We start from the raw sequence: 25,175 nt of genomic DNA on the forward strand, positions 1-25,175 counted from the left end.
CCAGCAATGCTGGCCTCTTTCGTTACGGTTTAATGGTTCGCTTTAACCGTGAGTGATGACATTCTGTTGTACTAACGCATCCAAAATATCTGACGGCATGGTGCCACTTAGCGTTAACTGAGGAGCAAGGTCTTCAACCACAATCACTTGCTCTGTGGTGCCCAAACCATCAGGGTTGATGGTTAGCTCTACATCATTTCCATCCACTTTTGCATCGATATGTTGCAACAGCGTCGTCATGTTCACAGTGGCATCTTTCAGTTCCGGCAACACCTCTCGTAGGTCAATCTGATCGCCTTCAGATAGATTGAAATCGGTAATCGTGTCTGCGACACCATCTTCAATATTGAGCCACACAAACGAATCCATTCCATTGCCACCCGTCAGGATATCGGAACCACCTCCACCAATGAGCGTATCGTTGCCGTCACCACCAATAAGGGTGTCGTCACCTGACCCACCGACCAATCGATCATTGCCCGATCCACCAGTTAAGTCAGTCGCATTAGCACCAGCCAGTAACTGAACATCATCAGTTTCCGAAGCCAAGTTAATATCAACCGCGTTAGACACAATGTTCAAATTCAGGTCAATCGACGCAGAGGTCGCTGTATCGTTGTTATCAGTCTCTTCAGAAACCGCCTCAACTTTAAGCGTGTAACTACCCGGAGTTTGAGAAAGCCCTACTGCCTGCAAGCTTTCGATTGCATCCGCCGTTGCTACCCAAACACCACCACCGAGATCGGTCACAGAACCGACATCACTGGTGATTTGAGCGCCAGCAGGCACATCACTGATATGCAGCGTTAGCTCCTCAGTAATGTCCGTTAAGGCAGCGATAATTCCAACCAAAGGAATGCCACTCGCACTGACTGACTGGCTCGCAGTAATGTTTCTCACGTAATTAGACGCAGTATCAATCGACAAGGTTGGCGCATTCGCTACTGGCGTTACCGCGATGTTGTAAACAACAGGCGTCGTCTCTATCGCTATACCAGAAGGGTTTCCGCTGTCTTTGGCGACAACTTCTAAGCCAATACTATTGGTTGGAGACAGACTCGCATCAAGGAACACACCGCTTGGACTGGTTGGCGTATCAATCAGTGCATTTAGATCACTCAGAGTACCGACTAAGATAACCGAACCAGTGTTGTTGCCGTTGACCATCACCGTCGTCACTGCAGGAAGTGAAACGTTCAATGTACCGTAATCCACTGTCAGCGTGACGGTCATGAGATCATCGGAAAATGTATCAACATAATCAGGGTCACTGACATTGATACCACTCAATAGCTGACCAGCGTCCTCATCAACAACCGTGGTGACACTGTCACCATTAACGACAGGTGTATCGTTCACTCCATCGACAATCGCGCTGATCTCCGCAGTATCGGTTAGGAAATCATTGGCACCGTTGGTAGTACCATCATCTTCGACGGTGTAGGTGAACTTAACGTTACCGTTGTATTCATCAGCCGCCGTAAATATCCAGTACGGGCCAGTAATCATAGCGTCATCAGCACCACCTATGTTCTCAAAGCGCTGTAACTGGCCTTGGCCTTCGTCGAGCACCAGATTGGTCACGGTAATCGTGTCGTTTTCCGGATCGCTCGTAGCAGCAATTAAGTCTTCCTCTTTGATGATCAACTGACCTTCTTCAAGGATGTTACCTAAGTCGATATCCGTTGCCACTGGCTGATCATTCACTTCTGTTACCACAACACTGATTTCGCCGGTATCTGTTAAGAAATCATCAGCGCCATTGGTTGTGCCATCGTCCTCAACGGTATAAGTGAACTTAACATCACCGCTGTACTCGTTGGCTGCGGTAAATACCCAGTATGGGCCAGTGATCGTCGCATCATCAGCACCGCCCACGTTCTCAAAGCGTTGTAATTGGCCCTGACCTTGATCGAGCACCAAACTGTTCACAGTAATCGTGTCGTTTTCCGGATCAGTGGTTGCTGAAATCAGGTCTTCCTCTTTGATGATCAACTGACCTTCTTCAAGCATGGTGCCTAAGTCAATGTCCGATGCCACTGGCTGGTCATTAACTTCAGTAACCACAAGGCTAATTTCAGCATTATCCGTTAAGAAATCATCCGCACCGTTGGTGGTACCGTCATCAATGATGTCGTAATTGAACTTCACATCGCCATTGAAATCATTGGCTGCAATGAATATCCAGAATGGCCCCGTAATCGCTGCGTCATCAGCACCACCAGCATTTTCAAAGCGCGTTAGCTGACCTTGACCTTGGGTAATAGTTACGCCGGTTACCGTGAGGTTATGGTTTTCTAGATCAGAACTGGCTGCAATCAAGTCACTTTCAACAATCACGATTTGACCGTCTTCCGCAATCGAGCCTAAATCGACATCAGTAGCCACCGGAGCGTCATTCACTTCCGTCACCTTAATGGTGAACGTAGTTTGATTGGTTTGAGCGGTATTCGGATCACCCGCGTCAATCAAGCCGTTATTACCACCATCATCGAGCGTTGCATTGATTGTGACTAAACCACTTTGGTTGAGGTAGTTCTGGTCTGGGTCGGGTTTGAAAGTCACGGCTCCATTGGTCAATGCGGTATTGATGTCAGCTTCTTTACCGGTAATCACAAGCGAACCATCAGGCTGCAATACAAACGTCACGTCAGGTGAGCTCGTAAACTCAAACACGCCTTGCGCTCCCGGCAGTGTTTGATCCACTTGTAACGTCAGAACATACGGCGCATCTGGGTTGTCAAAGTTAGCGTCAACATCGTAGATACTGAAGTTATCGATAGCGATGCTAATATCTTCCGGCGTTTCAATGTTGGTCACATTCACAAACGTCGGTTGATCGTTGATAGGATCAATCACTAAATCAACATCGAAGCTGGTTGGCGTACCTAAGTATTCGGTGTTGTCAGCGTCTGTATCCACAGAGCGAACCGTAATTTGCAATGGCCCATTGATGCCGAGCGCATTGCCCGCATCGCTATTGTGTTCACCCGAATTAAATACGATCTTATCGAGTGACTGAGCAGGAACATCAAGTGTCCATAGTTGTGTCGCCGGATCGTAGCTAGCCAATGTAGTGCCATCTGGATAGAAAATAGAAGCATCTTGAGGCACACCCGCCACTTCAACTCGAAGTGTTTCAGGAGCATTTTCAGTAAATGTTCCGCTTCCTGTTGCAGACAATTCTTTGTCCAAAATCGTCGCATTGATTTCGATATCAATGTTTTGGCCTTCATTGCCTGTCACAGAGTCGGTCGGGTTAGTATCGACATAATCACCAACAGGTACCACATGCAGTTTGAAGCTTGGCAAGTTTGCCGCAGCAGTAGGCACGCCCAACAAAGATTCTTGAGTGAAGACTTCAACGCCAAACTCGGCCGTACCACTGAAGTTTTTCGGTGGTAAAATCGACAGCTCACTCAGGTCGAATGACAGTCCTGATGCTTGGGGCAGTTGAACACTCCATTCACCACCACCGTTGTTCTTCACTGTGTAAGTTGAGGCAGCATCTGCACTCATTAAGAAACCATCTGGTACACCCGTAAACTTAATCGAAACGAACTGCTCTGAGCCATCAAGGTCAGTCAATGCGATCGATACTGGCCCCGTACCGGACAAGGAAATAAGCTGATCTTCGTTACCAGTAATCTCGATAACATCCGGATCACTACCCGGCCCTGTGACAGACACGTCATCCACCACAGGAACGACTTCAAAGCTGACACTTGTAGAGAACGTATCGGAGTCTGTTGCCGTACCCACAGGAGAAGCAGGATCATTATAGGTTGCTGTATCGGTAACGGTGCCGCTGACATTAACCTGCACTTGGTTAATATCATTGCCCGTTGGGTAATTTTCGATTGCCCTAAAGAGCACATTATCGAGTGCACCTGCCGCAATTTCAGCCTGATTAAACGTCACAGACGTACCTAATGAGGTACCCGCATTGTCATAAAATGCGCCTATAGAAGGATCGTCCAACGTCAAGGTAATCGAAGTAAACTCTTCTTGACCGCCTTCGACGCCTGATACTTGATCCGAAATAGTCGAATTGAAGTCGAGTTGAATATAAGTGTCTTCGTAACCCACCGGATCTTGTCCGGCTTGGCCATCGTTATCGACAGGATTAAAGGCGTCATCAAGAGAACCCACGACATTCACCTCAATCGTTGGATCCGTCTCCGCATCCGGTGCGACTTTGATGACGACTTCGGTCACTAAGGTCTTCTCATCGCCAGATTGTAAATCTTTGGTCACTATGGTCATTGGCAACCTAAAGTCACCAGAGTAGTTTGGTGGCAGGTTCAACAACAAACCTGAAGAATCGACGGTTGTACCCTGTTCAACCGTTGTCTCGTAAACATATTTTCCGTTCACAAAGTCAACATCACTTCTTCCCGAAAGGCTAATCGGGAATGATGTAGTAGCATCTATGACCAGGATACCATCAATGATCACCGTCACTTGGTCAGGAGAATCATCACGGCCCGTAAAGCTCAAAATGCCATTGAGTGCCGCGCCGAGATCAAGTTGAGTATCTTCAACCGCATCGATAACGCTGTCTTGCACAATGGAGATCCCAGCTGCAACTTTATCTGGAGCAACAAGTACTTCAGGATAAGAAAGCGTTACCTCACCGGTGCGTTGCTCTTGGACGGACGTTTCATTGTTGGCATCTCCAGGATCTGACACTAAGGTATGAATCGTCATCTTGATATTATTAAAGTCCCCTGCCACGTCATCTGTATCATTGGCAGGGGTGAAATCTAAGCCATTTGGCGCACTGACGCTAAAGGCATCTTCATTGGTCACAACCCATCGGCCACCGCCTTCGTAAGAGGCACCAGTTACTAAAAGTTGCCCTAAAATATCATCCGACAAAGCGCTTCCGTCAGTGTTAGTCAGCTGAACAATCACTTCGTCAACTTGCTCTTCTACTGTGCTTAAATCCGTTTCTTGGTATCGGATGACGTATTCACCGTCCCAGATTTCGTCTCCGTTAGTATCCGTCGTTTGGTTATCACTATTGGTTGTAAATTTAATTACGCCATTAGCGTCAGCCGTAATCGTAGTCAGATCTACAGAGCCATCTTCGTTTGAAACAACAATCTTGTTGTCGGCATCTCCTGGTTCAACCACAGGTCGTACTTGAACGTTAATGATTCCGGTTATATCTGGATCGGCTTCGACATAACCACCATCTTCATCCTCTAGGCCGCTAGACGTATACTCATGATCTCGCTCTTCCATTTTAAGCTCGGTGGTCAACGTAAAATCTGCACTAGAATCAGCCGGAGGCGTCATTTGAATGAAGTTATTCGCCAAAGCAATCTGAGTAAATTGCTCCGGTGTCTGACTAGCGTCTTTAGGAGTAATCGTTAACGTACCTGCACCATCGTTTACAACAGTAACATCACCATTTACGGTAGGTGTGACACCCGATGGAATACCGGAAATCGTAATCGAAGTGAAATGCTCATCAGAATCAATATAGTCTGCACCTTCGGGGTGCCAATCAATGTTGATAGCCGTATCTTCATCACCGTTAGTCGTGTTGACATAAGTTGCTGATGTATCGATTTGAGGTATAACAAGCACTCGAATTTCTTGATCAAACGTAAGCGTGTGACCATCATTCTCGGTCACAATCACTTTACCTTGGATGTGGATATTCTCTGTCGATGAGTCGACAGGTCGAATGCGAATGCCTGAGGTTTTACCTGCCTCAGTAATGTTCGCTTCGTAGATAGGTTTGGATAAGTCAGGACTACCGCCCGGTCCAGTTTCGTAACCGACAAAGTTAAGATCGATCACCGTACCGTCGCCGTCTTCGAGAATAACGCCATCAGGAATACCCGAGAGGATAACGGTTATGGATTCTGAACCGTCGTCAGGCAATGGGGTTTGATCTACAGCTGCCGGATCTGGTCTTCTCTCTCCAGATAACACAGTGAAGTCAAGCAGAGCAAAGTTATCACCGTTTTGACTTTCTTGAATCGTGGTTTGAACGCCGGTTATGCCACCTTCGTTAAACGTCGTCCAATCTGTACCATTCGTCCCACCATAAGGCGTGTCGGCAACACCTTTGACCTCGACGTTGACCGTCTTAGTACCCAGTATTTCTTCATCGACTTGCGCACCTGAAGAAAGGTTCGCGGTGTCTTTAACCACACCGGTGACATCGAAAGTAAAATCCACATTGCTGTGTTTGGTTGGAACAACTTCCACGTTAGCCAAATCGGAATACGCGATTTCTTGATAATCCACACCATTGATCGTGATAGTCGGAACGACTGTCGTGGTACCTAAAAAGTAAAGTACCGCGCCTTCCGTAACATTGCTGATACGAACAAACAGCTCTTCAGAGCCATCGGTATCCACTGACCCAGTCATGGTGATGACTTCGTCTAGCGTGAATGCGTCTTTGTTGTCCAAAGGACCAATGTAATCAGGGTCATCGATGTTGTCTTCGTTGATCTTGATACGACTCACACTGAATTTGCCCGGGTCGGCGTCAGCAGTGACATCAATAATGATATTTTGCTCTACAGAACGAGCGGTCGTCTTATCGTTTGCTCCACCGTTGGCTGAATCATCGTATGGGTTAAGCGTCTCTTCCGTAATTGCCGTCGCTTTGAACTCAATCTGCCCTGAGAAGTTATCAATAGGGTTAACTACGGTACTATTGATATCAGCAGATGCGATGATATAAACACCATTAACGGGCGTTAACACATTGCCATTTTGATCAAGTAACTCAAACTTCCCGTCGCCTTGAACGGCTTCAAGTTCATAGGTAATCGTCTCAGTATTACTGTTATCTTGCGACTCTGCGTTCAGCTGCAACGTGACATTGTCTTCATCTTCGTTGACTTGATACTGATACGTGCTGTTGGAATCATCCCAAGTCGCAATATCCGCTACCGCTTCAATCTCGATTCTGAAGTTTGAGTTAATGGTGTGCTCCGTAGTGCCATTTTTCTCAATTTCAAGCTCATAACGAACTCGCCCACCAGTTTCATCCGAACTAGCGTGTTGGTCTGGAACAAAGAACAGATTATCTATCGTCGCGATAGTTTGTCTTGGTTCATTCGGGTTTGGATCAAAGCTTTGTTCGAGTTGAGGAGGACCAAATATAATGCTCCCATTGGGCTCAGGCACTAATTCAATGTACTTAGCGCTAACACTATCAAAGTAATAGAAAGTACCTTGGTGACTGTCACCTCCGTTCGGGCTTTTAATCGTCAACTGCCCAATAGATTCAGCGTTATCTTGGTCATACAGGTTAACTTGTAGTGCAACTTGCGCTGGTGCATCAGGCAAATCAATCTGGTTATCTTGAACATTCTCAAGAGTTGGCTCATCGCCTGTTGCGTAAGGTATGGTTGAGTCTCTACCCGCATCCTCGAAGGTAGTCACTTTCAGCGCAATTTTTGTAGAATCCCTATCAGTAATCGTTATATCTAACGGTGTTTCAGAGGTGTCTAAATCGCCATCCGTCGCAATCACGTTAATCGAGAAGTCGATCGTATCAAGACCGTCATGATCGAGATAGCCGTTAGCTCTGAATTCAACCTCACCATTTGAGTTGATAAGCAATCGACCAAGCTGTCGGGTATCAACGCCTCCATTACCATCATCGGTTTGCTCGTAAACGCGAATCTCTTGGCTGCCACTGTTTAAATCGAAACCACTACTGTATGATCCATTGTTCCCAATACGGAAAACAATATCCGCTCCATTATTTGAGATGCCCTCAATTCGACTCAGTACCGCACCATCAGCCCCCACATCCGTCGCATTGGCAAACATATCGACCTTAGAACCATCGTAATTCTGACCTTCAAGACGAGTGATCGACTGAGTTGTCACCAACGGAACATCATCCGTCACTGTGATTGTCAGATCAATCGCGTTTGATTGGTCTTGATCAAAGTCTTCAGCCACGACCGAGAAACCAAGTTCGATGTTGTTTTCATCGGCACCATCAGGGTGTTTAAGAGGTTTAAACAATTCAAACTGATAGCTGTTATCCGAAGTATCGAAAATAATCTCGAACACTGCTTCATTACTCGTCACCGTTTGAGCAGTATAAGTAAATGTTGTGCCGTTTTGTGAAACAGCTTGCCACTCTAGGCTTTCTCCATCGGAGGTTAAGCCAGCTAGAACCAAGTCTTCATCAACCAGTTCATACTTCACAACGCCATCGGCACCTTCATCGACTGTGAACAGTCCATTGATAATGGTGTCTTCCGTTTGATCCGAACCAATCCCAGTAAGATCGTCTTCATCAACAACCGTTTCACCCGTTGGCGCACTCATTACTGGCGCATCGTCTAGTACCTCGATTGGCAATACATACTGATTAGAATCATCTCCGTCGCCATCAACCGCAACGACATCGAATGGTATTGTTAATGTATCGAGGTTACTCGGTGTCGTAGCGTGATTGAGAGGGCCAAGTAAGGTAAAGGTGTAAGCACCATCATCAGTCAATACTAATGTGAAAATTGGCGTTCCACTTGGGTCGGTTGCCCCTTGGTAGGTGGTCGTATTAGCAGCACCGGTAATTTCGGTGATCTTAATACCTTCACTACCCGACGATAGCGTCGCTTCCAGCGTTGAGATATTACGCAGCTCGTAAACCTCAACTTGGTCTGCACCTTCTGTGGTGACAAACGAACCCGTCGCTTGTGCCAGAGTGCCTAAATCATCTTCATCAACCACAAACGTACTTGCAACAGTCGTATCAGTAATGGTTGGTACATCATCAGTAATGGTCACCGTTAGCGGTTTCATCGCTGAGTCAGTGTTGTCTTTGTCGACTGCGATAACTGGTAAGGTGAAGATTTGATCGTTATTACCTTGCACTGGTAGGTGATCTAACTCTTCTAACAATGTGAAGGTATATTGACCAAGCACCAAGCTATCAAAAGTGATGGTGAAGATATCCGTTTGGACACCGCCGCTTTCAACGTAACCAATATAATTATCGCTGTTCAGAGGATCTTCTTTTAGCTGAACCACCAAGCCATCCGCTTTCAGATCACCTGATGTGTTGAATTGAGCCGTATCAATGCGGAAGTGGCTAACATCATCACTTCCTGCTGTGAAAGTAATGGTTTCAGTTTGGCTCACAGGTAACCCCGGTGAAGAGCCGTCGACCAGATTCGCTTCTTCCAATGCAACCGTTGGTACTGTGTCTATTACTGGTGGAGCACCATCTGCAATAGTCAGCGTCACTGTTGAAGTGACAATATCGCCATCTTTATCTTCCGATGTCACCGTAATGGTCTTAACAATGTCACCACCAGAATGATCGAGGTTACGGTTAGGTTCGAAACGTACATCACCTTCAAGATTGATAAACAGAGAACCTTCAGTGAATACAAACTCTTGCTCACCCGTGTCGGTTTGTACCAAGGCTGTTTCAGCTTGATTGTCATACACAAACTTAGTAATTGTCGCGCCATCAGCACTTTGCGCAGGCATCACATCAAAGACTGCTGTAGTCGGTGTACCAGTGGTTGGTTCAGTAATGTTGAGCGCACCGGATTGCATCAGCTGAACATCATCGGTGATGGTGACTGTCAGCGGTTTAGACGCTGAAATATCACCATCGGTATCTTCTGCATAAACAGAAAGATCAAAGCTCAGATCGTTATTTCCTAAGCCATCAACATGGTCTAAACGTTCAAGCAGAGTAAAGGTATATTGGCTCGGATTCGTGTCATCAAAATCCAGAGTGAAGATAACTTTCTCAACACCCGAACCATCCGTCGTGAATGCTACGTAGTCGCCAGAGTTTGCAGGGTCTTCGCGCAAACTCAATTCAAGGCCATCCGACTTCAACGCGCCATTGGTATTGAACAGCCCCACTTCCACCACTATTTCAGCAATATCATCACTGCTTGCAAGTGAAGTAATGGTTTGAGTCATACTCACAGGGTTTACGCTAGGCGTAGAACCATCCGCAAGTAAGCTTTCTGACAATGCCACACCCGGTACAACGTCGATTGTTGGCCCATCACCATCAACAATGGTGAGAGTGACTTTTGATGAGAATATGTCGTTATCAAAGTCTGAAGAGGTGAACACAATCGATTTAACAATGTCGCCCGCAGAGTGATCAAGGTTCCGATTTGGCTCAAACCTCACATCACCATCTAATGTCACAAACAGTGAACCTTCAGTGAAAACAAACTCTTGTTCACCGCTGATACTTTGATTCAGAGTAATTGGAGAGCTACCGTCGTACGTAAACTGCGTAATATTCGCGCCGTCTGCACTTGGTATTGGCATCACGTCAACGGTAGTTGTTGTTGGCGTACCAGTATTAGGCTCAGTGATGGTTAAGAAGCCATCTTGCATTTGCTGGATGTCATCTTCTATCGTAACCACTACATCGCGCTTTGTTGACTCAGAATCATCGGTATCGACAGCATAGATAGGTAAGCGGAACGTAAGGTCGTTGTAAAGCACGCCATCAAGATGATCGAGAGCCTCGATTAAGGTAAATGTAAACTGAGCTTTGTTTGCACTATCAAAGCTAATGGTAAATACATCGGTAACGTTACCCATACCGTCATCGGTATAACCAATGTAGTCACCAGTAGAAGAAGGATCTTCTTTTAGTTGAACGACAAGACCATTTGATTTCAACAGATCGCCCGGATTGAACTCGTTGGTCGCAATTCTAAAGTGACTAAAGTCATCACTTCCTTCGGTGTAAGTGATTGTGTGAGTCGAACTGACTGCAGAACCACTTGGCGTCGAGCCATCCGCTAGGTTAACTTCCGATAAGTTAACATCTGGAACCACGTCGATAACGGGATCGATGCCGTCTTTGATCGTCAAAGTGACGTCCGCAGTATCGGTATCGTTATCAAAATCACTGGTGGTGACTACAATCGCTCTTACGATGTCACCGGATGAATGGTCGAGATCTCGGTTCGGCTCAAAACGAACCTCCCCTTCAATGGTGATGTACAGCAACCCATCAGTTACAGTAAAGACTTGTTCTGTAGAGACGCTTGGATCTAACGTTACAGCGGTGCCACCATCGTAAGTAAACTGTGTCACTTTCGCGCCATCAGCACTCTGCGTTGGCATAACATCAATGATTGGTGTCGTAGGTGGCGTACCCGATGCCAAATCAGCTAATGAAGGCTCAGTGATACTCAAGGTACCATCTTGAACGCCTTGCACGTCATCGGTGATCGCAACCGTCATCGGCGACATTGCAGAATCATCACCATCCGCATCAACCGCTAACACAGGGACATCGAAACTTAGTGTATTGTTTTGTAATCCATCGACATGATCTAATGCTTCAAGCAGTGTGAACGTGTATTGCCCTAAATTACTCGTCGAGAAGCTGATCGTGAAGACGTTGGTTTCTACGTTAGAACCGTCTTTAACGAAGCCAATGTAATTACCAGAATTAGCTGGTTGCTCTTTTATTTCGACATCTAGCCCGTTCGATTTCAAAGCCCCTGAAGTATTGAACTGCGTAGGGTCAATTCTGAAATGGCTTACGTCGTCACTACCTGCGGTGTAGGTAATGGTTTGTGTCATTGTCACTGGATTACCGGTTGGCGCAGAGCCATCAGCCAGTTCCACTTCAGATAACGTAATTCCGGGAACAAGGTCGATTGTAGGAAGGTCACCATCAACAATCTTCAGCGTCACGGTCGAAGTAACAATATCGCCATCGAGGTCAACAGACGTCACCTCAATCGACTTAGTAATGTCACCGGCAGCATGGTTTTGGTTACGCACAGGTTCGAAACGTATTTCACCCTCTGTCGTAATGAATACCGAGCCTTCCGTGAAGACAAATTTTTGTTCACCATTTACATTTAAATCAAGGCTTTCTGCAGTATTACCATCGAAAACAAATGAAGTGACTTTCGCTCCGTCGGCGCTTTGACTTGGCATCACATCAAAGGTATTTGATGTTTCAACACTTGCTGCCGGCTCACGACTGGTGATTGTGCCGTCTTGCATCAACTGCACATCGTCGCCAATGGTCACACCAAGCTGAGAAACTAACGAATCATCGCCATCACTATCCACCGCATACACAGGTAAATTAAAGCTTAAATCGTTGTTGCCACGCGCATCTTGATGATCCAGAGCTTCGATTAAAGTAAATGAGTATTCACCTAAGGTTCCGGAGTTGAAGTCCAGTGTAAATACTGTCGTCTCTACGTTAGACGAGCTAGTAGTAAAACCAATGTACTGACCAGAACCTTGAGGATCTTCGCGCAGTTCGACCACTAAGCCATTCGACTTAAGCGCATCGTTAGTATTGAACTCGGTTGGTTCCAAACGGAAGCGAACCACATCATCACTTTGGTTGGTGAAAGTAATCGTCTGTGTTGAGCTGACCGCGCCGGCACTTGGTGCAGAACCATCAGCTAGGTTTGTTTCTGAGAGCGTAACGCTTGGCACTGCATCGATGGTTGGAATATCACCATCGGTAATGGTTAGCGTAACGGTTGAAGTCACCGGGTCGTTATCAAAATCACTTGAAGTAACGACAATCGACTTCACGATGTCTTCGCTAACTGAATGGTCAAGGTCGCGATTCGGTTCAAAGCGCACTTGACCTTGAAGAGTGATGAATAGCTCACCTTCAGTGAAACTAAACTGCTGCTCGCCTACGATGCTTTGATCGAGTGTTTTAACAATACCGCCAAATGAGAATTCAGTGATCGTCGCACCATCGGCACTCTGATTTGGCATCACATCAATGGTGTTGGTTGTAATTGTTCCGTCTGCAAGATTTGGCTCAGTGATATTTAACATACCGTCTTGCATTATTTGGACATCATCACCAATGGTCACATTGAGTTGAGACACCAGTGAATCATCGCCATCACTGTCGACAGCGTAAACAGGCAGGTCAAAGCTTAAGCTGTTATTCGCAAGGCCATCCACATGGTCTAACGCTTCAAGTAAAGTAAAGGTGTATTCACCTAGCGTGCTCGTAGAAAAGGCAATCGTAAACACTGGGATTTCAGCGCCCGAACCATTGGTAATAAAGCCAATGTAAGTACCCGGATTAGCCGAATCTTCTTTTATTTCGACCGCAAAACCATTTGATTTTAGCGCACCGCCGACATTGAATTCAGCAGGCTCAATTCGGAAACTGCTCACATCATCACTTTGGTTCGTGAAGGTAATAGTCTCAGTCTGACTGACTGCAGTGCCGCTTGGAGTTGAGCCATCTGCAAGGTTGGTTTCAGACAAGGTAACGCTTGGCACCGCATCAATTGTTGGGATATCACCATCGGTAATAGTCAGAGTTACTGTTGACGTCACCACATCGTTATCTAAATCACTTGAGGTCACCACAATCGACTTCACGATATCTTCGCTAGCTGTATGGTCTAGATTGCGATTTGGCTCGAAGCGCACTTCACCTTGCAAGGTGATGAACAGTGAACCCTCAGCAAAGACGAATTTTTGTTCACCCGTATCGTTTTGATCGAGCGTTATTACCGACCCGTTATCGTAGATAAACTGAGTGATTGTCGCACCATCGGCACTTTGACTAGGCATCACATCAACAGTGGCTGTCGTCGGAGTACCCGCAGCCAAATCTGCAACCGTAGGCTCAATAATATTAAGCGCTTGGTTTTGCATGACCTGTACATCATCACCAATGGTCACATTCAGTTGAGACACCAGTGAATCATCACCATCGCTATCAACGGCATAAACAGGAAGATCAAAACTCAGATCATTCTTCGCTAAGCCATCTACATGGTCTAGAGCTTCGAGTAAGGTGAAGGTGTATTGGCCTAAATTGGTATCCGAGAAACTAATCGTAAACACGTTAGTTTCAACATTCGAGCCATCAGTAACAAAGCCGATGTAGCCGCCCGGAGTGGTTGGATCGGCCTTCAGCTCAACCGCCAATCCATTTGATGTGAGAGCACCGCCAACATTGAACTCAGTCGGTTCAATACGGAAACTCGTCACGTCATCACTTTGGTTAGTAAAGGTAATAGTTTGAGTTGAGCTAACCGCGCTGCCACTTGGTGAAGAGCCGTCACTCAGACTTGTTTCTGACAAGCTCACTGTTGGCACATTATCAATGGTTGGGATATCACCATCGGTAATGGTTAGCGTTACCGTTGAAGACACAAAATCGCTATCAGAATCACTTGAAGTTACGACTATCGACTTCACGATATCGCCACCAGTATGGTCAAGGTTACGACTTGGTTCGAAACGAATATCGCCTTGCAGAGTGATATATAATGCCCCATCAGCAACCACGAACTTCTGCTCACCCGCATCGTTTTGATCAAGCGTTAATACCGCCCCACCATCATAAGTGAACTGAGTAATGGTCGTCCCATCAGCACCTTCTTCATCAAGTACATTAACGGTAGCTGTCGTCGGAGTACCTGCGGCCAAATCTGCAACCGTTGGCTCTTCAATAGTGAGGGAGTCATTAACCATCACTTGAATATCATCAGTGATAGTCACAGCCAGTGGCGACATTAGCGAATCATCACCGTCGCTATCAACCGCGTATACTGGCAAGTTGAATGTTAGATCGTTATTGCCTTGAACAGGCGTGTGGTCAATCGCTTCCAGAAGCGTGAAGGTGTACTCACCCAAAGTAGTACTGCTGAAATCGAGTGTAAACACAGTGGTTTCGACATTCGAAATATCGGTCGTGAAACCAATATAATTGCCAGAGCCTGTTGGTTCCTCTCGAATCTCAATGCTCAAGCCATCGGACTTGAGCGCATTGTTAGTATTAAATTCACTTGGTTCTAAACGGAATTTTTCGACATCGTCACTTTGATTAGTGAAAGTGATGGTTTCCGTCTGACTAACCGCGCTGCCACTTGGCGATGAGCCATCAGTTAAATCAGCTTCTTCAAGTACAACGCTCGGTACCGAATCGATAGTCGGATTATCACCATCCGTAATGGTCAGCGTAATGGCTGAAGTCACCGGATCGTTATCGAAGTCGCTTGAAGTCACTACTATCGACTTCACGATGTCTTCGCTAACGGAATGGTCTAGATCGCGATTAGGTTCAAAGCGCACTTCACCTTCAAGGGTGATAAACAACTCGCCTTCTGTGAAGCTGAACTGCTGTTCACCAGTGTCATTTTGATCAAGCGTTCTTAGCTGACCGTCATAAGTAAACTGAGTGATCGTCGCACCATCAGCACTTTGGTTTGGCATCACATCAATGGTGTTGGTTGTGATTGTGCCGTCTGCAAGATTTGGCTCAGTGATATCTAACGTACCGTCTTGCATGATTTGGACATCATCACCAATGGTCACATTAAGCTGAGACACCAGTGAATCATCGCCGTCTGTATCAACCGCATAAACAGGCAGATCGAAGCTCAGATCGTTATTCGTTTGGCCATCTGCATGGTCTAACGCTTCAAGCAGAGTAAAGGTGTATTCACCCAACGTACTCGTAGAGAAGGCAATCGTGAACACTGGAACTTCCGCGCCCGAACCATCAGTAATAAAACCGATATAACTACCTGGGTTAGCAGAGTCTTCTTTTATCTCGACCGCAAAACCATTTGATTTTAACGCACCGCCGACATTGAATTCAGTAGGCTCAATACGGAAACTCGCCACATCATCACTTTGGTTCGTGAAAGTAATCGTCTCAGTTTGACTGACTGCACTACCGCTTGGCGCAGAGCCATCGGCAAGATTGGTTTCAGACAAAGTAACGCTTGGCACTGCATCAATGGTTGGGTTATCACCATCCGTAATGGTCAGCGTCACTGTGGAAGTCAGTACATCGTTGTCTGAATCGCTTGAGGTCACCACAATCGACTTAACGATGTCTTCGCTAGCCGTGTGGTCTAGATTTCGGTTTGGTTCGAAGCGCACTTCACCTTCAAGAGTGATGAACAACTCACCTTCCGTGAAGCTAAATTGCTGCTCACCAGTGTCCGTTTGATCCAGTGTTCGAACTTGACCGTCATAAGTGAACTGAGTGATCGTCGCACCATCGGCACTCTGATTTGGCATCACATCGATGGTGTTGGTTGTGATTGTGCCGTCTGCAAGATTTGGCTCAGTGATATCTAACGTACCACCTTGCATGATTTGAACATCATCACCGATGGTTACATTTAACTGAGAAACCTGTGAATCATCGCCATCACTATCAACGGCGTAAACAGGAAGATCAAAGGTCAGATCATTGTTCGTTAAACCATCCACATGGTCTAACGCTTCAAGTAAGGTGAAGGTGTACTGCCCTAAATTGGTATCTGAGAAGCTAATCGTGAACACGTTGGTTTCGACGTTCGAACCATCCGTAACAAAACCGATGTAACCACCCGGCGTGGTTGGGTCGGCTTTCAGTTCGACGGCCAAACCATTTGATGTGAGAGCGCCACCAACATTGAACTCAGTCGGTTCAATACGGAAACTTGTTACATCATCACTTTGATTAGTAAAGGTAATGGTTTGAGTTGAACTAACCGCGCTGCCACTTGGCGCAGAGCCGTCACTCAGATTCGTTTCTGACAAGTTCACTGTTGGGACATTATCAATGGTAGGGATATCACCATCGGTAATGGTCAACGTGACCGTTGAGGTCAGCACATCGTTATCGGAGTCACTAGACGTCACCACGATCGATTTCACGATGTCTTCGTTCAGCGTGTGGTCTAGATTACGATTTGGCTCAAAGCGCACTTCACCTTCAAGAGTGATGAACAGCTCTCCTTCTGTGAAGCTAAACTGCTGCTCGCCATTATCATTTGGGTCAAGCGTTCGAAGCTGGCCATCATAAGTGAATTGCGTGATCGTCGCGCCATCGGCACTTTGATTCGGCATCACATCAATGGTGTTGGTTGTCACAGTGCCAGCGGCCAAATCTGCGACGGTTGGCTCGACGATATCTAACGTACTATCTTGCATGATTTGAACATCATCGCCGATAGTGACGTTTAACGGAGACATCAGCGAATCATCACCGTCACTGTCTACCGCATAAACAGGTAGATCAAAGCTGAGGTCGTTGTTGCCTCGAGCATCTTGGTGATCCAACGCTTCAAGTAAAGTGAAAGTATACTCACCTAATGTAGTGCTAGAGAAACTCAGCGTAAATACCGTGGTTTCTACATTCGTAGCACTGGTAGTAAAACCAATATAGTCACCAGACCCTGCAGGATCTTCACGCAACTCAACGGCTAAACCGTTCGATTTGAGATCATCGTTAGTATTGAACTCCGTTGGCTCAATACGGAAACGAACCACATCATCACTTTGATTGGTAAAAGTAATGGTTTGAGTCGAGCTTACCGCGCTGCCACTTGGCGCAGAGCCATCACTCAGATTAGTTTCAGAAAGGGTAACGCTTGGAATAACATCAATCGTAGGGTTATCACCATCCGTAATCGTCAGCGTTATGGTTGATGTCAGAGAATCATTATCAAAATCACTTGAAGTCACTACAATCGACTTCACGATGTCTTCGCTAACTGAATGGTCTAGGTCGCGGTTCGGCTCAAAGCGCACTTCACCTTCAAGGGTGATATATAGCTCGCCTTCGGTGAAACTGAATTGCTGTTCGCCAGTGTCATTTTGATCAAGTGTTCGTAGCTGACCATCATAAGTAAACTCAGTGATCGTCGCACCATCAGCACTCTGATTTGGCATCACATCAATGGTGTTGGTCGTGATTGTGCCGTCTGCAAGATTTGGTTCAACAATATCTAACGTACCGTCTTGCATGATTTGGACATCATCACCAATGGTCACATTAAGTTGAGACACCAATGAATCGTCGCCGTCTGTATCAACCGCATAAACGGGCAGATCAAAACTCAGATCGTTGTTATCTAGACCATCCACATGGTCTAACGCTTCAAGTAAGGTAAAGGTGTATTCGCCCAACGTACTTGTAGAGAAGGCAATCGTGAATACAGGAACTTCAGTGCCCGAACCATTGGTAATGAAGCCTATGTAAGTACCCGGATTAGCAAAGTCTTCTTTTATCTCAACCGCAAAACCATTGGATGTCAGAGCTCCACCCACATTAAACTCGGTTGGTTCAATTCGGAATTTAGCTACATCATCACTACCAGCGGTAAAGGTAATCGTCTCGGTTACGCTAACTGTACTTCCGCTTGGCGCAGAGCCATCAGCAAGATTGGTTTCAGAGAGAGTAACAGGCGGAACCAAATCAATGATTGGATCTTGGCCGTCAGTGATACTTAGCTCAAGTGTTGAGGTATCAGTGTCTCCATCACCATCTTCAGCTAAAAATGAAAACTGTTTGACGATAGTTTCGCTGCTTGAGTGGTCGATATCACGAGCGACTTCAAAACTGAAATCACCATTCAGTGAGATAGTGACCACACCCTCAGTAAAGCTGAAGATCTGATCAGCATCAGGCAATAAACTTTGGTCTAATGAATAGTCAACACCGTCGTAGTTGAAGGATTGAATTGTCGAACCATCGGCGCCTTCGAAGTTGAATAGGTTATACGAAACCACGGTATCGCCCGCTAAAGTCGGCTCAGTGACAGATTCAACCTTATCAACGAGTTCAACATCATCATCTGTAACATTGACGAGAATCTCAGCAGCTTCTGGTGTACTCGAACCTCCAGATAGTGCAGAACGGTCACCATCTGCATCAACGGCATAAATTGGCAATGCAAAGGTCAACAACGCGTCTTCAGTGCCTTGGTGAGAAAGCTCTTCGTACAGAGTGAATTCATAGTTCCCCAACGACGGACTATCAACTTTAACGTCAAAGACCGTAATTCTCGAACCATTGACCTCAACATAACCTTCGTAAGTTCTTACACCGTTGGTTTCATCAATCAACTCAAGTAGCACAGCCTCACCATTTGAAACCAAGCTGCCGCCAGTATTAAATTCTGCCGGTTCAAGTTCATAATGGTCAATGATGTCACTTTCAAAAATATCTGCGGTAATACTGCCGCTGCCAGACACTGCCGCCGTGCCCTCTTGTGAGCCGCCAACAATACCCGCTTCATCAACATCAATACTGTCAACATTAGTGATAACAGGGCTATCACCATCAGTGATGGCAATGTTGATGGTATTGGTTACAACATCTTGGTCAAAATCGGTAACCGTAATTGGTAATGCAAACGAAAGAGTGTCGGAGCTCACTTCTTCGATTGGCTTAAACTGTTGGAAATTGTACGTGCCATCGGTATCAAGCGAGATAGTGAGAACAACCTCACCTCGGCCTTGGATGGACAGAGTGATCGTTGTTCCATCGTCAGACAGTCTGGCAAGCGTGTTTTGATTATCACTGAGCAACCCATCAAACTGGTCTAGTGCACTTGCATCAAATACGACTGATTGAAGATTATCACTACCAATATTGGAGAACGTTCCTTCTATTGCCGCGCTGCTAGTTTCAACGTTAGTGATATTTACACTTTCAGCAGACGGATCTACCCCATCAACCACGGCAACTTGCGCATTGATTGGTGTTGCTAATGGGTTTCCGGCGGTGTCTTCACCTTGAATATCAAAGGTAATATCTATTTGATCGCCAGTATAGGAAACTTGGCCGCCACCGACAGACGGAACATGGTCAATCGGCTGAAAAATCGTTGTGGTTAGTGAAAGCTCAATGTTATTACCAACACTGACGGCATCAATATCGATGCTTAAAACTGTATCCGAGCCTTGGACACCAACGATAGAATTAGTCACCGCGTCATACGTGAAGGTGACGGGCAAACCACTTGACGTAATGTCGCTGTTTAATTCACTAAGCAGTGAAGCGAGGGATAGCGTTTCTGGAATGAAAGAGTCAGGGGCGAGAGCTAAACTACCAGCAATGATCGTTTCGGTAGTTGTTATAGATTGGGGATAGGTATTGCTAGATATGGAGCCTTCAGTCAGTGTTTCACTGATTGATTGACCACCGGATGAACGAGTAATTGACCTAAATTCTTCTCTGTCTTCATCAACGGTTTGTTCTGCTAGACCAGCGGTCTCAAAGAATGTCGATGGATGAGTTTCTGTGTAGTTATAATCAATCGTCACAAAGCCAGCATTTGCAGAACCTAATCCGCCACCAGCAGCCGTTGCCTCTAATATTTGAGTCGGATCGGCACCACCTAAAATGGCTTCTTGAATTGCAGCAAAGTCGTCTTCGGTGAAGGTTTCTGCGTCTGTTTGCTGTAAATCAAAATTAACCTCACCGGCGATTGGAGCGTCTACCCATGCGGCAGTCTCATCAACACAGCCAACACAATTCTCTCCAACCGGAATCGAATCATTCTGAACGCCTAATACAAGCTCTGACTTGTTGGCCGTAATCACGATCTCATTTTCACGGATGATATCGCCAACTGAAATCTTTCTTGCGCTGCCGTCAGGCTTAACTACGACGACATCTCCACTAGTTGCTTCAACTACCGCAACCTGGCGCGAAACTTCGATATCCATATATCCCCCGTTGTCACAAAGCACTATTCTCTAGAGCTGTGAAAATTATTTGTAATAGCAATTTCAGGTTTTAATTAAACACATACTTAGCTCTCATCAATGGCAATCCATTGTTATGCCCAATCGGCTTGAAAAGAGAGAAGTATTTCACCTGTTTTTTTATAGTTTACTTACCCTTAAGCCTAGTCTTCCCCATAAAAAATGCCATGTCTGTGCGACGAGACGTCTTTTCACAAATCTGGGTATTGTGGCTGGGATTTGAAAACCTGAGTTAAAAGTTAGTAGGATGCTGATTTATATGCAAATAAACGCACAGCTTGATTGCACCTCTTCGTTTTATAAATATATACAGTAATAAAGTTGATAAATCATTAGCGAATGTGGGGCATTAATAGAGGTGAGATATGCGTTAACAGCAAAGCAGAGGTAAGTCCCACATTTGAGACAGAAACCAGAGTAAAGATGCTGTATTTCTACCCAGAATCAATTAAACGACTTGCATAAGCCACACCTGATAGCGCATTAATTCATAGCAGGGAGAAGCTGCTCATTTCCAACGATGAGTTACTCTATTTGTCCACCACCAAAAACAAAAAGCCCACTAAGTTGAACCTTAGTGGGCTTTAAAATCAGTATGTAGCGTTACGATTTTAACAATCAAACACTATGATTTAGCAAGGCGATTAGCAGTCCAAACATAAAGCAGCTCAAGAGCAATCGTCGCGCCAGCCAATGCCGTAATTTCGCTTTGGTCATACGCTGGAGACACTTCTACCACATCCATACCAACCATGTTGATACCCTGTAAGCCACGGATAATTTTGAGCACTTTATCTGAATTCAAACCACCACACACTGGTGTCCCAGTACCCGGAGCAAACGCAGGGTCCAGACAGTCAATATCAAACGTTAGGTAAACTGGCTTATCACCAACAATGCCTTTCACTTGAGCAATGATCTCATCCACGCTCATGTCATTCGCTTGCATCGCATTGATAACATTAAAGCCATGACCTTCCTGCTTATACTCTGTACGAATACCTATTTGCACAGAATGCTCAGGCGAGATTAACCCTTCATTTGGCGCATGGTAGAACATAGTACCGTGATCGTAACGACTACCCTGACTGTAAGTATCAGTGTGCGCGTCAAAATGAATCAGAGCCATTTCACCGTACTTCTTGCCGTATGCTCTTAGCAAAGGCAATGTAATGAAGTGATCGCCACCTAACCCTAACAGTGTTTTACCGCTGTTTAGAATCGCATCAGCGGCTGCTTCTAGACGCTGAGTTAAGTCTTCTGCATCACCGCAATCAAACACAAGATCGCCAGCATCAATCACCGAGGTGTGTTCAAATACATTGAAGTCCCAAGGAAACTTTTTGCCTTCCCACGCCAAGTTTACAGACGCACGACGAATCGCATCAGGGCCCATACGAGCGCCCGGACGACCCGACGTTGCCATATCTAACGGCGCGCCCAACACAACCACATCAGCATCGTTATCAATTGGGTTCTGTACCAATGGACGACGCATAAAAGTCATCGCGTTGGAGTACAGAGAGTAATCTGGTTTGGTAAATAGATCGTTCATTAAAAATCCTCAAGATAGGTGTAACCCATCAAGCCTTGCTCTAACTCTTCAAGTACGCTTTGTTGCTCTTGTGCTGGTACTTTCGCCGTGACCAAATCTTTATAATTCTGACGAATCAGATCCGTATCGATGTGAACATAACGCATCATGTCTTCAACCGTATCGCCTTCGTTGATGTAGTCGATATTCGCTCGGCCACTTTCATCAACATTCACCACGACACTGTGGGTATCACCAAATAGGTTGTGCATATCGCCCAAGATCTCTTGATATGCGCCGACTAAGAAAAAGCCCATCAGGTATGGTTCATCTGGGTTCCATGCAGGAACTGGCAGAGTCGTTTCAATACCTTGGCCGTCAACATACTGGTCAATCGTACCGTCAGAATCACATGTGATATCCAGTACTACAGCGCGTCGCTCGTCCGCATTATCCAAACCACTTAGAGGCAATACAGGGAACACCTGATCGATACCCCACGCGTCTGGCAACGATTGGAACAGCGAGAAGTTCACGAAGAACTTGTCAGCTAAGCGTTCGCTCAACTCATCCAAAATAGGACGGTGGTAACGGTTCTTAGTGCTCATACGAGAGCTAAGTTCGTAGTTAATACGCAAAGACATCTGCTCTGCCCAAGCACGGTGCTGAAGGTTCAACATGCCTGTTGCAAATTGGTTGTGCGCTTCTGCGATATCGCTCTGCGTGTCGTTGTAGATCTCGATCAACGCTCGGTCATCATTACCCGCATCTAGCTCTAAGAAGTTCTTCCACATGTTGTTTAGCAACATTGGTGCGTCAGCTTCAGGCGCAGCCATATCTTCCGGAGAATAGCTTTCTGTACCGATCACGTTAGTAACAAGCACAGCGTGATGCGCAGTCAACGAACGACCAGATTCAGAAATGATCACAGGTTGTGGTTGATTGTAGAGCTTACAAATATCCCCTACTGTCATCACAATGTTTCGAGCGTATTCAAGCAAGCCGTAGTTCATTGAGTTTGAAGACTGGCTACGTGTACCGTCGTAATCCACAGCCAAACCACCACCAACATCTAAGTACTTCAATTGAGCTCCGATATCGCGCAGTTCACAGTAGAAACGAGCCGCTTCGCTCACACCATTTCGTACATCACGAATATTGGCCATTTGTGAGCCAAGATGAAAATGCACTAACTCTAGAACATCAAGCTGATCTTCTGCTTTCAAGCGTTCAATAACGGTAAGCACTTGTGATGCAGACAAGCCGAACTTCGACTTCTCACCACCACTTGCTTGCCATTTTCCTGCGCCTTGAGAGGCAAGACGAATACGCAAACCTAAACGAGGTTTCACGCCAAGCGCTTTCGCTTCAGAAAGAACAAGATCAAGCTCTGACAGTTTCTCTAGAACGATAAATACTTTATGACCTAGCTTTTCACCAATCAGCGCAAGACGGATGTATTCTCTGTCTTTGTAACCGTTACAAACGATCACGGAGCTTGCTTTTTGAGCCAGCGCCAATACCGCTAATAGTTCAGGCTTGCTGCCCGCCTCTAGGCCTAGCTGCTTTTGCTCTAATTGAGCTTGGCTCGCTAAGATCTCATCAACCACTTCTTTTTGTTGGTTAACTTTAATCGGGTAAACAAGCAGGTAACGGTTGTCATACTGATATTCATCGATCGCTTGGTTAAATGCGTTACAGATATTGTGCACACGTTGATGCACTATTTGAGGAAAACGCACAAGAGCAGGCAAACCAATATTTTGCTGCTCTAACTGTTTTACGATCTGACTTAGCGGAACTTGATGATCGGTTTCGCTCGGTGATACATACACTTCGCCGTTATCATCAATTCCATAAAAACCTTGGCTCCAGTGCTTTACATTATACTCAGCACGGATGCGTTCCAAATTAACCGAATTTTCCAATTCTAGAGACCTCACACTATAGGGCCATCGACAGAAGATACCTCATTGGAATAGCGAGGTATAACCCAACAAAAAACGTTCAAAAACGATTTGTTGGCTGCATTAACCGATATTATTAAGAGTGAGTCCAACCATTGATATTTGTGGTTACGATTACGTTTTTTTATCGTCGATCCGACTTAAAGTGACAGGTAAGGTATTACAAGGTTTTAGGCAAAAAAACAGGCTGAAGCGCATTAGATTTAAAGCACTTTCTAACAAAAAATCAGGTGAATAAAATACCAAAGACACATAAAATCCTCGGTTAATCTGGTCAAGTTAAGTCAGGATTGTGACAAATATAACCACTTATCTACCAGAACTGTCGCTATCATCCCGATACCTTGTATCCTGTTATCCCATGCCTATTGATGAGTGCTAAATCATGTCTGAAATGTACACTACCTACGCTAAACAATACGACTCTGCTGCCCGCGATAATATTTACAATGCACTACTTGAACGCCCATCAACAATGGCATTGCTTGACGATGTAAAAGACATGGATATTGTCGACCTAGGTTGTGGATCTGGTATTTACGCACAATGGTTTATTGACCAAGGCGCGAATAAAGTGACGTGCACCGATCTCTCTCAGGATATGGTCGACTTGGTGAACGGAAAACAAATCAAAAATGTTTCCGCTTACGCTCAAGATGCCGCCCTTGGCCTACCTAGTGAAGCCGACAACAGTGCCGATGTCATCGTGTGTCCGCTAGTCTTGCACTACATTGAAGATCTAAAACCCGTCTTTGATGATCTTCATCGAGTCCTTAAGCCCGGTGGTTACATCGTCTTTTCAACACACCACCCTTTTGCTGACTTTGAATGTACGATTTCTGGTAATTACTACGAGCGTGAATTCATTCAAGAAGAGTGGAACACGGTAGGTACCCCCGTTCAAGTGAGCTTCTACCGCCGTTCTTTAACCGAGCTTTGCCAAGCGGTGACTCAATCAGGCTTGCTGATTTCAAACATCACGGAAGGCACTATCGATGAGAAAGCTAAAGAAATTTCTGAAGCGACATACGAACGACTGTCAAAGAACGTTAACTTTATCTTTATCCGTTGTGAAAAAGCCCCTGCGTAGTCATTAAACGCTTATCTTGGTGCCTTTGATTCCGTCAAAGGCACTCGTTGTCTTCTTATCTTCTTATCTTCTTATCTTCTTATCT

4 protein-coding genes are annotated in these 25,175 nt (G+C 45.6%); 1 reads left to right on the forward strand and 3 read right to left on the reverse strand.

The window, feature by feature from the left end:
* Nucleotides 1-42 precede the first annotated feature (42 nt).
* The 3 genes from OW495_RS16815 to speA all read right to left on the reverse strand — a co-directional run bounded on the left by OW495_RS16815 (nt 43) and on the right by speA (nt 23,961).
* The gene (locus OW495_RS16815; protein WP_289887514.1) at nt 43-20,460 is read right to left on the reverse strand and encodes a retention module-containing protein; all 20,418 of its coding nucleotides are present in this window, start codon (nt 20,458-20,460) and stop codon (nt 43-45) included.
* A gap of 664 nt (nt 20,461-21,124) precedes the next feature.
* Nucleotides 21,125-22,054: an agmatinase gene (speB, locus tag OW495_RS16820; RefSeq protein WP_017082742.1), complete on the reverse strand. Its 930-nt coding sequence runs from the start codon at nt 22,052-22,054 to the stop codon at nt 21,125-21,127.
* Nucleotides 22,054-23,961 (reverse strand): arginine decarboxylase, encoded by a 1,908-nt coding sequence (gene speA / locus OW495_RS16825; RefSeq protein ID WP_102514564.1) that lies wholly within the window; start codon nt 23,959-23,961, stop codon nt 22,054-22,056. The genes speB and speA overlap by 1 nt, the downstream gene beginning before the upstream one ends.
* A 424-nt stretch (nt 23,962-24,385) precedes the next feature.
* On the opposite strand from speA, the gene OW495_RS16830 reads away from it, so the two are divergent.
* Nucleotides 24,386-25,090, forward strand: coding sequence for a class I SAM-dependent methyltransferase (locus OW495_RS16830; protein ID WP_102514565.1), 705 nt, complete (start codon nt 24,386-24,388; stop codon nt 25,088-25,090).
* The last annotated feature ends 85 nt before the right edge of the window (nt 25,091-25,175 follow it).

It is taken from the genome of Vibrio sp. 14N.309.X.WAT.E.F5 (assembly GCF_030397615.1).
In the GTDB taxonomy this organism is placed as follows: Bacteria; Pseudomonadota; Gammaproteobacteria; order Enterobacterales; family Vibrionaceae; genus Vibrio; species Vibrio lentus.

Bases quoted from the DNA above. Each gene is read 5' to 3' on its own strand.
- speB (WP_017082742.1), bottom strand. From the start codon at position 22,054: ATGAACGATCTATTTACCAAACCAGATTACTCTCTGTACTCCAACGCG.
- OW495_RS16815 (WP_289887514.1), bottom strand. From the start codon at position 20,460: ATGGATATCGAAGTTTCGCGCCAGGTTGCGGTAGTTGAAGCAACTAGT.
- OW495_RS16830 (WP_102514565.1), top strand. From the start codon at position 24,386: ATGTCTGAAATGTACACTACCTACGCTAAACAATACGACTCTGCTGCC.